At 35.9% G+C, this 13,622-nt stretch carries 7 protein-coding genes; 3 read left to right on the top strand and 4 right to left on the bottom strand.

Going from position 1 to position 13,622, the window contains the following annotated elements:
• Nucleotides 1–100: 100 nt before the first annotated feature.
• Both ACHZAX_RS05040 and ACHZAX_RS05035 read left to right on the top strand, forming a co-directional pair.
• On the top strand, nt 101–2,944 hold the full coding sequence (locus tag ACHZAX_RS05040; RefSeq protein ID WP_320018268.1) for a hypothetical protein: 2,844 nt from the start codon (nt 101–103) through the stop codon (nt 2,942–2,944).
• 1 nt (nt 2,945) lies between these two features.
• Entirely contained in the window at nt 2,946–3,377 is a 432-nt protein-coding gene (locus ACHZAX_RS05035; RefSeq protein WP_320018267.1) for a hypothetical protein, read from the top strand.
• Nucleotides 3,378–4,208: 831 nt separating this feature from the next.
• Here ACHZAX_RS05035 and htpG read toward each other — a convergent pair.
• Complete coding sequence (gene htpG / locus ACHZAX_RS05030) at nt 4,209–6,260, bottom strand: molecular chaperone HtpG (protein ID WP_101311584.1); 2,052 nt, start codon at nt 6,258–6,260, stop codon at nt 4,209–4,211.
• Nucleotides 6,261–6,667: 407 nt separating this feature from the next.
• On the opposite strand from htpG, the gene ACHZAX_RS05025 reads away from it, so the two are divergent.
• Complete coding sequence (locus ACHZAX_RS05025) at nt 6,668–9,301, top strand: DUF5686 family protein (RefSeq protein WP_320018266.1); 2,634 nt, start codon at nt 6,668–6,670, stop codon at nt 9,299–9,301.
• Nucleotides 9,302–9,787: 486 nt separating this feature from the next.
• On the opposite strand, the gene ACHZAX_RS05020 is transcribed toward ACHZAX_RS05025, so the two are convergent.
• The 3 genes from ACHZAX_RS05020 to ACHZAX_RS05010 form a co-directional block, all read right to left on the bottom strand.
• Complete coding sequence (locus tag ACHZAX_RS05020; protein ID WP_101311587.1) at nt 9,788–10,240, bottom strand: hypothetical protein; 453 nt, start codon at nt 10,238–10,240, stop codon at nt 9,788–9,790.
• Between the two features lie 7 nt (nt 10,241–10,247).
• Nucleotides 10,248–11,522, bottom strand: coding sequence for a M28 family metallopeptidase (locus tag ACHZAX_RS05015; RefSeq protein ID WP_101311588.1), 1,275 nt, complete (start codon nt 11,520–11,522; stop codon nt 10,248–10,250).
• 132 nt (nt 11,523–11,654) lie between these two features.
• Nucleotides 11,655–13,619, bottom strand: coding sequence for a dipeptidyl-peptidase 3 family protein (locus ACHZAX_RS05010; protein WP_320018265.1), 1,965 nt, complete (start codon nt 13,617–13,619; stop codon nt 11,655–11,657).
• Nucleotides 13,620–13,622 lie beyond the last annotated feature (3 nt).

Raw genomic sequence — 13,622 nt, 5'->3', positions numbered from 1 at the left:
GAGATTTGTATATCCAGTTACTCCTAAAAATGGAAATGACGATAAACTGTTTTATCTAAAAGGTGCATCCAATAGAACCGGTTATTATCCCATAGGACGAATGAATACCTGGCATGGTGGAATTCATTACGAAGGAGATAATGCAATAAATGCTATTTCCGATGGCAATATCATTGCATATAGAGTCTGTTCAGATATCGACAAGGATGGAAAAAAGAGATCCTTCTCCAATAGTTTTGTATTGATTCAGCATCAGTACGAAAGTCCTAACAAACAAAAATTATGCTTTTATTCCCTGTACAATCATTTGTCTTTTTTTCAGGAAATGATTGGCAATAAAATACCAGCTATTTTTAAAGTTAATGCCTATTCGGTAAAAGATACAGCTAAAGATACCAAGGAGGTAAAAGGTGCTAAAATAAAAGATGCAAGTGGTAATTTATTAGCCATAGCACCAATGGGCACTAAGCTTAAATTTCTGGCCGATGATAAAGATAAGGATAGAAGAAAAGTTGAGTATAAAACACCCAAAGGAAAGTCTATTGTAGGTGATACTTATGTGGCAAAATTTAACACCGTACAAATTGTTGATGCAACAAGTGGAGAGGTGTTAGCAGAGAGTTTTAAAGGCAATGATGGAGATAACGAATATGGTGCGAATCTTTATAAAGAAGCAAAAAACAGTTCAGAAATTAAGCAACTTATAGTAAGAGGTAGTTCTATTGAAATTGCAAAAGAAGATCGTGGCAAAACAGGATGGTTAAAAGTTACTAAAGTTGGAGATGAAAAAGTAAGTGGCTACTGCAATAGTGGTGCTTTAAAAAAAGTAGACGTATTCACGCTTACTAACGATCAATTAGACACTGTGGTAAATCCTTGTATAGAAGTTAAAGCTGGTGATATTATTGGTTTTACAGGGAAAAATGGATTTGAAAAGCAGGAAGCCTATCGAGGAGTTCATGTAGAGGTATTTACGCCAGATGACGTAACTAATTTTTTAAGCAATGTAAATAAAGATGGCGATAAAAATAAGAACTTTACAAAACTGACAGAAGGAACGGAGCTTAAAAAGAAGTACCCTTTACAAGTGATTAAAAACACTCCCGTAAAAAAAACAGGAAAAACTACTGATGCTTATACGGAGATTGAGCTGGATAACCTAGAAGTTATTGTTGATAATAAAAAGACAGAGCTACCTGAATGTCTCGGTGGTTTCTATATTTTTAAGGATTCTGGTTCGAGTAAACTTGCAAATACTAGTGCGCTTGCTAATTTCAATAAAATAGTAGGCGATATAGCTAAAATGGGTGATCAAGTAAAGCTTGAAAAAGAACTTGACGGAGATCAAAGGAGAGTGAGCTACATAAATGTAAATAAAGGATTTACATTTTGGGTGAAAAGTGAAGATATAGAAGAAAAAATACTAAGTTTTACGATAAAACAAGCTTCGGTAGCTAAAGCTCCGAGCCAAACTACCAATACATCTAATGTTGCGGTGCTTGCACCCCCGGCACCAAAAAGTACTGTTGAAACGAAAAAATACAATAGGCTCAACAAAGAAATATCGGAAGTATATCTGATTGCACCTGACGAGAAAAATGTAAATACCAAAATAGTAGCCGATGTAATTGTAAATATAAAAGAAGGCAAAATTTATAAAGACAAGGATAAAAAGGAATGGTATTTTCTTGAACCTATAGGAGTACAAAAAAACGGAGTCGCCATTAAGTACAAAGGCTTAGTTTGTAAAGATGATTTAGAGGAAAATTTTTCGCCCTACGATTGGACTAAGTTTGGATTTGAGCTAAAAGAAGATACTGCTAACAACTATATTTACAGTTTAGGTAAAAAAACAAGTTTTTTCTCAGACATCTGCAAAATAGTAGATGAGGATGGCGATGGTATATTGGAACCATACGAACTACAAAGAGCTTTAAGCAATCATTATACAGCAGATAAACTCTCTCATTTAGTTTGTAAACATTTTAACGAGTGGGCCTATGGGAGTAAATACATTGCAGGTTTAGTTGATGAGTACGATAACTTTTATAAAGAAGCAGTTAAAAAAGACGCAAAAGGAAAAGCTTTAGCCAATCAGCAAGAATTAGATGAAATAAAACAGGAGCGTTTAGATGCTCTAAAAGCAAAAGTGTCCGATTTAGAAATATGGGAAGGTATTGAAGTTCGAAAAAGTAGCTACCGAACTAAGTTTGTGAATGGTGCCCTAATGAGCTCGCCGATTATTATGGGGGAATATCTAATCTATAAACTGGGTAAATGGGTCTACGAGCGAATGGCATACGGCGATAAAAAGGAAGAAGAAATTCCACTAAGCCCCTTCCCTATAGCTAACCCAGTGGTTTCCCATTTTCATCCTGTAGCTTTTGTGGAGCAGATGAGGAGGATTTTTTTGAAAGAAGATATTGATCTTAGAAAACGTGATAAATGGCAAACACAGTTTGATTCAAAATTTGGAAATAAGGACAAACAAAATGTTGCATGCTGGAGATCCTGTATGATTGTCCTAGCCAATCATAATGTTAACGGAGGAAATTTAGTTAATGGTACTGCTCGTTTTCAAATTGCCACAGAATCTAACAATAAGTTAGTTGTAGATGAAAATATTGCAAAAAAAAGCATTGAGTATATTGATGAACAATTAGAAGCGGACAAACCAATATTAGTAGGAGTTGACCATACATATAAATACAAAGGTGGTTTTAATAATGACTTAACGACAGATCATTTTATTGTGTTAGCTGGAAGATCGAGTGATACTCAAGGATCATATTATCTCTTTTATGAAGTTGGAACTTCTTTTGAACGATATGGAATTAGTAATGAAAACAAGCTTTATATTCAATCGGATAATTCATTAAGAGGATCAACTGCTTATACATCAAAACATAAGTATACAGTTACTCAAGTAAGAAAAAATAATTGATATGAGATTAAAACGTTATTGTTTGTGGTTAATGATCACATTATCACTTTCTTGTCAGGGTCAAGAAGTGAAAAATAAAAAAGGAGATGATTCATTTAGTATAAGAAATTCAGAATGGATTGAGGTTGAAAAAAAAGGTGATGATTTTCAACCATTATCCTCTGAATGGATAAGAAAGATTGTTGTTACTGAAAATGAAATACAATTAGATTTAATGGAATCATGTCTGTATAAAATAGAAAATATTGAAGACTTAGAAAATGGTGTTAAAATTTCCATTCATAATGTTGACTGGTATTATAAAGTTACTTGGATTGATTATAAAAAGAAAATTTCTAAGTGGGATTATACATATAATGGAAATATTGAGAGGAGTTTCTCTTATTACGCTATAATTAAAAATAATTTGCAACTTATTGAAAAGTATGATTGAAAATAGTTAATAGGAAAGTATAGATAAATAATTGACACTGTCCCCCCTACCGCACGAAACGAAGTTCGATGCAATAAATCCTTTCGTGTGGTAATAACTGATAAACAACAAATACAGCTTGGCATAAATGTCAAGCTTTTTGTATTCATGAATTTATGTTACTTTACTATTCTATTTATTACCGAACTAAATCATGTAATGAGTAGAAATTATAAGTTCAAAACCCCTGAGGAAGTTATACTAACCCAATGGTGCAAAACAACAAGCACTTCAATTTTCAGAATTAAATAAGTTTCCAAAATCGGCAATTGCCCCACCCTCTTTTTAGTAAAATATCCTCATTCAATAACTTGAGCGATTTTAGAAATTGAAAAATCATCACTCAGACGACTGTAGCGATTTTCGAAATTGAAAAATCATCACTCGGACGACTGTGGCCATTTTCGAAATTGAAAATTGATCACTCGGATGACTGTAGCCATTTTCGAAATTGAAAAATCGTCACTCGGAAGACTGTGGTCATTTTCGAAATTGAAAAATGATCACATTGGACGACTGTAGCCATTTTCGAAATTAAAACATCATCACTCGGAAGACTGTGGCCATTTTCGAAATTAAAAAATCATTCCGAACACCAATTGTATCCGTTTCTCAAAATTGAATATTGATTTTTCAATCAGCAAAAAAGAAAATACAAGGCAAATTATTATCTCAGCTGTAGAAGAACTGTACTGAACCGACTTTCTATTTGCTGGAAAAGCCAATCAAGAATAAAAAAAAAACAGCCGAACCCTAAGGCCCGGCTGCAAATTATATTGTATGAACGATCAATTACTTAATCATATCAACACTTCGTTTTACGAATTTTGCTAACTCAGCACCTTTCAACATGTTGTTGGCAAGCAATGCAAGGTCGATTAATTGTTTCACCAATTGATTGTCCTTTCCATATCCTTTTAGCAATGCTTCTTTTTCAGCATTCACCGCAGAAATTTGCTTCTGAACCTCAGCCATTTTATCTTTTTCCTCCTGAGGAACTTCGTCTTCTTTCTTGTCCTTTTTCAAAGCATCCAATTGGGCTCTTTCCTCCAAAATTGGTGTCAATTTTGCTGAAACCTCAGCAAGCTTCTCTCCCATTTTAGCATCCTTATCAGCAAGAATAGTTGCAATTAAAGCATGATCGGAGTTCACTACCAAGTTGAAAGAATCAGGCATTTCACCATAGAAACCCATTCCTGCATTCATAGCAGCCATATCTTTCATACGACGCATAAATTCCGATTGAGTAATCAGTAATGGTTGTGCATCTGCTCCTAACGATTCGAAAGCTACAATATAGTTTACTTTCCCCGATGGCAAATGAGAATTAAAAACAGGAATCAAATCATTTCTTTGAGCCTCGGTAAGCTTCGATGCTTTTACCTCATCCTTCTGAATCAATTTGTCGATGATATCTGAATCAACACGAACATATTTTGTAGTTGGTGTTTTTTGCTCCAAATGGTTAATCAAGTGATTATCCAACTGACTGTCCATCACCAAAACATCATATCCTTTTGCTTTCGCAGCCTCAATGTAAGTGTACTGAGCATCTACATCAGTAGCATATAAGGTAATGATATTACTATCTTTGTCGGTCTGATTTTCCTTGATAATCGCCTCATATTCTTCCATTGTAAAATACTTTCCTTCGGTATTTTTGAACAACATGAATTTTTTAGAACGATCGTAAAATTTCTCTTCAGTCAACATTCCGTACTGAATAAAAATGCGTAAATCATCCCATTTTTTCTCGAAATCTGCACGGTCATTCTTGAAAATATCATTCAAGCTATCGGCAACTTTCTTAGAAATATGACTGGCAATTTTCTTCACATTACCATCACTTTGCAAGTAAGAACGAGATACGTTTAATGGAATATCCGGAGAATCAAGCACACCATGAAGCATGGTTAAGAATTCAGGAACAATTCCTTCTACCGAATCGGTAACAAATACCTGATTGCAATACAATTGAATTTTGTTCTTTTGAATTTCAACGCTGTTTTTAATTTTTGGGAAATACAGCACACCGGTCAGATTAAAAGGATAATCAACATTCAGGTGAATGTGAAACAATGGATCCTCACCCATTGGATACAACTGACGGTAAAAATCGCTGTAATCTTCCTCTTTCAAATCTGCAGGTTTCTTTGTCCATGCAGGATTTGTATCGTTAATAATATTGTCCTCATCAGTATCAACATTCTTACCGTCTTTCCATTCCTTTTTCTTTCCAAAAGCAATTTCTACAGGTAAAAACTTACAATATTTGTTCAACAATTCCTGAATACGGCTCTCTTCCAAAAAGGCTTCTTCCTCTTCCGAAATGTGCATTACAATATCAGTTCCCCGGTCAGCTTTTTCTACTTTCTCCAAAGTATATTCAGGATTTCCTTCACAACTCCATTTTACTGCTTCGGCGCCTTCTTTGTGCGAAAGAGTAACAATATCCACCTTATCGGATACCATAAACGAAGAGTAAAAACCCAATCCAAAATGACCAATAATGGCATTCGCCTGATCTTTGTATTTATCCATGAATTCTTCCGCTCCCGAAAAAGCAATCTGATTGATGTATTTTTCAATCTCTTCCTGAGTCATACCAATACCATTATCGGAAATAGTAATCGTCTTTGCTTCTTTATCAATACTAACAGAAACTCTTAATTCTCCTACTTCCCCCTTAAATTCTCCTGAGGAAGCTAAAGTTTTCAATTTCTGAGTTGCATCAACTGCATTTGAAACAATTTCACGCAAAAAGATGTCGTGATCTGAGTACAAAAACTTCTTAATAATTGGAAACAGATCGTTACTGGTAACACCAATTTTTCCTGTTGACATAGTTATATCGTTTTAAAATTTTGAATTACAATTTTTCGAATGTGGAATAGTCAAAGCCTATGCCAAGAGAAATTTTCTGTCAATAAGACAGGAAACAAGAAAAAATTTCAGAATACTGTCAGTTCTTCTCAAATTAAACGACAAATAAAGTACATAATTCTTAGCTGCAACACATCGCCATTTGGCGTCATATTACTGATAATTGTATACTGGCACTTGACAAAGCATATTAAATACTATTCCTTTTTGTTAAAAAATTATAAAACGCAACTGCTGTTTAACTTTATATTATATTTTCCTGATAAATTTACATTCCTCAAAAGGAAGCAATATCAGCCAATTAAAATTCCATTGTATCCTTTTCAAACTTTCAATCGTCTTAGTCTTACCAATAACAAAAACAAAGTATGATCAAATTCACAATTAGCTCCCTAATACTCTTATGCTCCGTACTGAGCAACGCACAACAAATTACAGGTACAATATCCGATACGGATGGCAATGCCATTCCCTTTGCCAATATCTACATAAAAATGCTGGCTACCGGAACGACTTCAAATATCGACGGACAGTATCAATTAGACCTCCCCAAAGGCGAATGGGAGCTCGAATACCGGTATTTGGGTTTTAAAACCAAAAATGTAAAGGTGAGCATCAACAACAAAGATGTGGAAATGAATGTTGCATTGGCTCCTCAAACCTATCAGTTAAAGGAAGTAAAAGTATTGGCCAGCGGTGAGGATCCGGCCTGCTATGTAATGCGAAAAGCAATTGCAATGGGCGATTATTATACCAAGCAAGTCAGCGAATACAACAATACGGTATATTTAAAAGGATCGGGAAAGATTACCAGTGTTCCTCGGCTTTTTAAAAAGAAATTGGCAGAACAAGATATTACAGAAGGCAAGACCTTTGTAACGGAAAACATATCAAAAATTCACTTCGAATTGCCCGATAAAATTGAGGAGGAAGTAATATCGGTTCGTTCATCGGGTTTAGGTGAAGAGGCCAACCCAATGCAGTTTATTACCGCTAACTTATACGATACCAAAGAAGATGGATTCATTTCCCCTTTGGATAAAACGGCATTTTCAGTCTATAAATTTGAGTTGGAATCAGTTTTTGAAGATCAGGGAAGAATGATCAACAGAATTAAAGTAACACCCAAACGAAAAGGGAAAGATTTGTTTCGTGGGTTTTTGAATATTGCCGAAAATTTCTGGAACATCCATTCCGCCGATTTAAAACTCAATCTTCCAATGACCGATGTACACATGCATCAATTGTATGCTCCGGTAAGCGAAAGCGTGTGGATGCCGGTAAGTTTCGATTTTGATGTGAATTTTAAAGGCATGGGATTTGGCATGAATATGATATATGTTGCTTCCATTAAAGATTATAAAATTGTATTAAATCCAGATTTGGATCATGATTACCTAAAACAACAGGAACTGGCTTTAAAGCAGGAAGCTGAAAGCATCAAGGAAGTAACCAACCAGCAAGATTCAAAAGTTCTGTCTGTTAAAGAAAAAAAGCGGAAAGATGAAATCCAAAATCTTTTGGAAAAGGACGATATGAATAATGCGGAGATGCGAAAGTTGTACCGCTTGATGGAAAAAGAAAATCAGGAAAAGCGTTCAGAGAAGGTAAAAGAACCACTGGAAATTAAAATCGAAAAGCTGAAAATTGCTAAAGATGCCAAAGATAAAGATTCCTTGTACTGGACTCAGATGAGACCCATTCCTCTATCGGAAGATGAAAAGATTAGTTTCACAAAAAAGGATTCGATCGAAATTGTTCGTAACACTCCTGAATACAAAGATTCTGTTCGTCAGGCTAATCGAAAGTTTAAATTCAAACATGTTTTGTTTGGAAAAACGTATCAGTACAAAGAAGAAAATTCTTCACTCACGATTCCAGGCCTTTTTGCCTTCGATAAGATTTCCTACAACACGGTTCAGGGTTTTACATTTAATGCACCTTTCAGATATACTAAAAAGGATACCATTGGTCATTATTTCGATTTATCACCTGATTTCACTTATGCCTTCTCCCGAAAGCATCTCGATTATTCATTAAGCAGCAGGTATCGTTACAACGGTATGAAACGTGCTTGGATAGGTTTTAAAGGAGGAAGTAAAGCGGTTGATTTCAATGAAAACTCAGGTATTAATCCGATGCTGAATGCTATGACTTCATTATACTATAAGGACAATCACTTAAAACTGTATGACAAAAACTATGTGAATATCTGGCATGAAACCGATCTGGCAAATGGATTAAATCTCCATACAGAATTGGAGTATGCCAACCGAAAACAATTATACAACACCAATAAATTCTATTTCACGGGTCCGAAAGAGAATGCCTACACTCCCAATATCCCAGCAGGAGTAAATCCAGAATTGATTCGAGACAATAAAGCTTTCACTTTTACAGCCGAATTAGAATACACCCCTCGCCATCGATATTCCATAAAGAAAGGTGTTAAGGACATGGTCAATTACCATTCCCAACCAGTTTTCTCCTTGCTTTACAAACAGGGAATTAGCGATGTGCTCGATTCGGAAACCGACTATTCTTTACTGGAAGCCTCGGTAAAGCAAGCATTTGATATAGGTTTTAACGATCGAATAAACTATAGTGCCCGAGCTGGAAGTTTCCTTACCAACAACAAGACTTTCTTTGCTGATTACTGCCATTTTAACACCAGCAAACCAGTACTTATGTTTGCGAACAAATGGGATACTTTCCGATTACTGGATTTTTACCAGCACTCTACTACCGAGGATTATTTGGAAGCACATATTCAATACACATCCGATCGATTTCTGTTAAAACGATTGCCAATACTGAACAATTCATTGGCCATTCAGGAGAAATTATTTGCCAATTACTTAACTCATGCTGACAAAAAGAACTATTGGGAAGTTGGTTACAGTTTGTCGCAAATATTCCTTTTGCTGGACGTAGAAGTTGTTTGGAGTTTTGATGGCAAGCACCACCGGGATACTGGAATTAAATTAAAATTTAACTTGTAACTAATCTTTTATCACAAAAGCTGACAGATCTTAGAATCTTGTCAGCTTTTGTGGTTTTATTAAACAGTAAAGAACAATTATCCGATGGTTTTAATCAAGCCTTATTGTCGAGAGCAGTTTGCCAACGGAAAATGCAGTAAAACAATCGTCGAGAGCAGTTTGCCACGTGGTTTTGGTCAACTCTGATCGTCGAGAGCATTTTGCCGAGTGGATTTCCCCAACATTGGTCGTCGAGAGCAATTTGCCACATAGTTTTGTCCAACTTTTTTCCACAAAAGGCAATTTGCCAACGGAAAAAGCAGTAAAACAATCATCGAGAGCAGTTTGCCATGTGGATTTCCTCAACTTTTATTGTCGAGAGCATTTTGCCACGTGGATTTCCCCAACTATGACTGCCGGAGGGCATTTTGCCAACGGAATATGCAGCAAAATAATCGTGGAGAGTGTTTTTACCCATGGATTTTTCCAACGACAAAAACTCACTATCTATTTTAACCTTTTAACAATAACAGATTTTTCTACACCTTCAATTTTCATTTTAAATACTCCTGAGCTAGATTTATATATCAATATTTCTGGACTAAAAAGATATTTATAGTCTATTTGATAATCTTGCTGTAACCAAATCTCTCCATTTATCAATTTCACGACAGTCTCGCCCTCCCATCCAGTAAATTCTCCATTTATTCTAGTTTCTATCACATCGGGGCTTTGAGACGTTTTAGCAGCTTCAGCATACCCTTTGTAATAGCCTTTTTTAAACATTGAATCACAAAAAAACAACAAATAATCTTTTTGTTCCTCGCTTAGTAAATCAACTCCAATTGCATCTTGGAGCTTAGGATTCATTATATCATTAAGTTTATATTTAGGTGGCTCTTGCCCATAAATAGAATAAGAATAACATATAGAAAGAATGCATACAAATATACTTCTCATATCACAATTATTTACGAGTTATCTTACCGTTAGTATAATCTCTCACCAATTTAAACATTCCTTCGAACTGTGTGTAAGGTAATTTATCGGCAGTATCGGTTGTTTCATGATAATCGGAGTTATCGCCATGCGTATAAAAGAAAACTGCTTTTACACCTTTCTCGTGAAAGGATGCATGATCGGAAGAAGATGATTCTCCTGTTCCAAACATCTTAAACACATACTCTTTCTCCTTATTAATTGCCTCGAATTTCGCCATTTCCTCAGGAACCATTTTCCCGTTAATAACAAATATTCCTTCCGAACCAGTTGCCACCATATCAAAATTAAGATTGATTTTGGTTTTGCTTAATGAAACCAAAGGATTTTCAGCATAATATTTCGAGCCAAGCAATCCAGCTTCTTCTCCACTAAACAACGCAAAAACCAATGTGTAGTTAGGCTTCTTTTTTAAGGATTTAAAATGCTTTGCCAAATTCAAAACCATTGCAACTCCACTTGCATTGTCGTTTGCCCCCGGATACATATTATCACCAAAATGTCCTAAATGGTCGTAATGTGCCGAAAAAACAATACATGTGTCCGATTTTCCTGGCAAATAACCAACTATATTCTGCGTTTGATACTCTTCAATAAATTCGCTTTTTATATCGTAAGTAATCTTCTTTGCATCCGAGGAAATCACATCCGGCTTTACCATGAAGGTTGTATAGACAACAGTTTGTGTTCGTGCGGAGAATTTCAATTTTCCATCAATCAGAACAATCCCTTTTGCATCAAACACATTCTTTTTTAACATGCTTTGCGCAAAATTATACAAATCCTTATTATTTAATCCGGTAGAATCAATAGCCAAAAAGGAATTGGAATGATCTTTCTTCATAAAATCACCCAGCACACGGGAATTTGTTAAAACATCCTTCGTAATCCATATTAATTCAGATTCTCCAACGCACGATTTTGTGTTTGGATTCACAATATATTCACTTGCGTCCACCAACTCTTTGCCGTCTAAAATCAATTTAGGATTTGCTGGGTAGGTATTGATCGAAGTGGCATATGACTGATAATAATTATCCGAAAAGCCTTTTAATCCAATACTTTTCATCTCTGTTGCCAAATAAACTGCTGCAATGCTGTCTCCTTTATTCACATAACCGCGTCCGTGAAACTCTTCCGAGCTTAACTTTTCCACCAATTGTCTGGTGTAATTCATATCCTGTGCAAAAGCACCAAGGCATGCCAGTCCAAAGCTTGCGAACAGAGTAATTCTTTTTATCATTTCTTGTCTGTTTTAAGGTTGAGCCTAAAATTAGCAAAAGATCGTTTAAGGAAATTAAGCTTTCCCGCTTATTCGATAAAAACGTTAATTTTCAAGATAAAAAAAGGAGATGAAAAAATCATCTCCTCAATCTTAATTTATATTAGGCAGAAAAGAATATCTCTCTCCATATTGAAGCATCTGTTCCATAAAATCCATTGGATAAGAAATTTGAACATCAACAATTTTGTCTTCTTCGTAAACCGGATGATAATCCGGATTAATAAAGCCGGCATAAGCAGCCAGATTCAGCTTTTCAAATCTTTCCTTCACCTCTTTATGTAATTCTGTATCTACTTTCACGGCGTAATCTTCAACCAGACGTTTACCAGCCTTAAAATCCCCTTCCGATTTTATTCGTTGTACTTCTTTCAATAAATCTCCGAATAGTGTTCTCAGTTTCTGATAGTCATTCACTACATAGTAGGTCTTCCCAGCTTCATGAATCTTCTCAATCACTTTATCAGCTTCTCCTTTTTCAAAAACCCACTTGGCAATTAACTGACGATTTCTCATGTGCGATTCCTCAATCTCTTTTCCCAACTCAATTCTGGTCAGCTGAGTAATTAATCCATTGCGAATGTACCCGTCGTATTCAGCTTTGGCAACCTCCAAACCTGGCATTAATCCCAAGTCTACCATTTTAGGATCCATCATGTAATACAAAGCAAATAAATCAGCACGGGCCTCTTCCAAAGTAGAATGGTAATTTTTCAATGCATCCATCCCCACACCAGGCAACAACTGTCCCGAACCGTGTCCAAGACATTCGTGCAAGTCGGTATGCAGGTTTCCTCCCAAATATCCATGCTCTTTCGCACGTGCAACTTCCTCTTTGCTATAGGCGAATTCGTCAATCATTCCGCTTTTTAAAGACGACTGATGATAGGCATGCGTAATATTATCAATGGTAACAGACTTACTTCCATGCTCTTTACGAATCCATTCTGCATTTGGTAAATTAACCCCAATAGGCGTTGCCGGATGACAATCGCCCCCAAGCATGGCTACCGTAATTACCTTTGCACTCACTCCTTTCACCTCTTTTTTCTTGAATCGTTCATCAACAGGAGAGTGATTCTCAAACCATTGTGCATTATCGGAAATGATCACAGCTCTTTTGGTGGCTTCAATATCTTTAAAATTAACGATAGATTCCCAACTGCCTTTAATCGCCAAAGCATCACCATACACTTCAATAAAACCGTTCACTACATCCACATGAGCATCTAAATCTTTCACCCATAAAATTGAATATTCATCGAAGGCTTTTAAATCGCCGGTTTTATAAAATTCCACCAGTTTCACCAAAGATTCTCTTTGAAGTTCACTATCCGCAACAGGAATTGCTTTCTCCAGCCAAAACACAATTTTTTCGATGGCCTCGGAATACATTCCTCCCACTTTCCATGTTTTTTCAATCAGCTCCCCATTCTCCTTCACCAACTTGGAATTCAAACCTGCAGAAATTGGTCTTTCCGGATCTCCCTTTTCCATTTTGGCATAAAAATCTTCCGCCTCCTTCTCACAAACTCCCTCATAATAGTTATTTGCAGAATCCTTTATTAAATCCAGTTCAGGACTCAAAACCACACGTTTTGCATCCACATCTTCATCGAACAAAACAGGAACCAATCTGGTCAGCAAACCAACAACATCTTCTCCTTCCAACAAAGGCAGTAATTCATAATTTGTATTGCTCAGCAACTCTCCAAAGTACTCTTCAGAGAATTCAGGCATGAACTTATCCATCGAATAATGATGATGAATTCCGTTTGAGAACCAAACTCTCTTGGCATAAACCAAAAAGCTTTTGAATTCATCCGATTCCCGATCGCCATCATATGATCTAGCAATAGCCTCCAAAGTACGGCGAATGCTAAGGTTATTTTTATTGTTTTGATCGAACAGAATGTCGCGGCCACAACGCGCTGCTTCCGCCAGATAATAAATCAATTCTTTCTGACTCAAACTTAGTTCCCCGAATCCGGGAACCTGGTATCTTAATATCTTTATATCAGCAAACTGCTCTGTTTGATATTGGAATATTTTACTCATTTC

Origin of the sequence: Labilibaculum manganireducens (assembly GCF_963665805.2) — a bacterium.
Lineage (GTDB): Bacteria > Bacteroidota > Bacteroidia > Bacteroidales > Marinifilaceae > Labilibaculum > Labilibaculum manganireducens.
The sequence above is the reverse complement of the archived record's forward strand: the minus strand, read 5'-3'. Positions and strand labels throughout refer to the sequence as shown.

Excerpts from the sequence above, each read along its gene's own strand:
- htpG (WP_101311584.1), bottom strand. The coding sequence starts at position 6,260 with ATGTCAACAGGAAAAATTGGTGTTACCAGTAACGATCTGTTTCCAATT.
- ACHZAX_RS05015 (WP_101311588.1), bottom strand. The coding sequence starts at position 11,522 with ATGATAAAAAGAATTACTCTGTTCGCAAGCTTTGGACTGGCATGCCTT.
- ACHZAX_RS05020 (WP_101311587.1), bottom strand. The coding sequence starts at position 10,240 with ATGAGAAGTATATTTGTATGCATTCTTTCTATATGTTATTCTTATTCT.
- ACHZAX_RS05035 (WP_320018267.1), top strand. The coding sequence starts at position 2,946 with ATGAGATTAAAACGTTATTGTTTGTGGTTAATGATCACATTATCACTT.
- ACHZAX_RS05010 (WP_320018265.1), bottom strand. The coding sequence starts at position 13,619 with ATGAGTAAAATATTCCAATATCAAACAGAGCAGTTTGCTGATATAAAG.
- ACHZAX_RS05040 (WP_320018268.1), top strand. The coding sequence starts at position 101 with ATGAATACCTGGCATGGTGGAATTCATTACGAAGGAGATAATGCAATA.
- ACHZAX_RS05025 (WP_320018266.1), top strand. The coding sequence starts at position 6,668 with ATGATCAAATTCACAATTAGCTCCCTAATACTCTTATGCTCCGTACTG.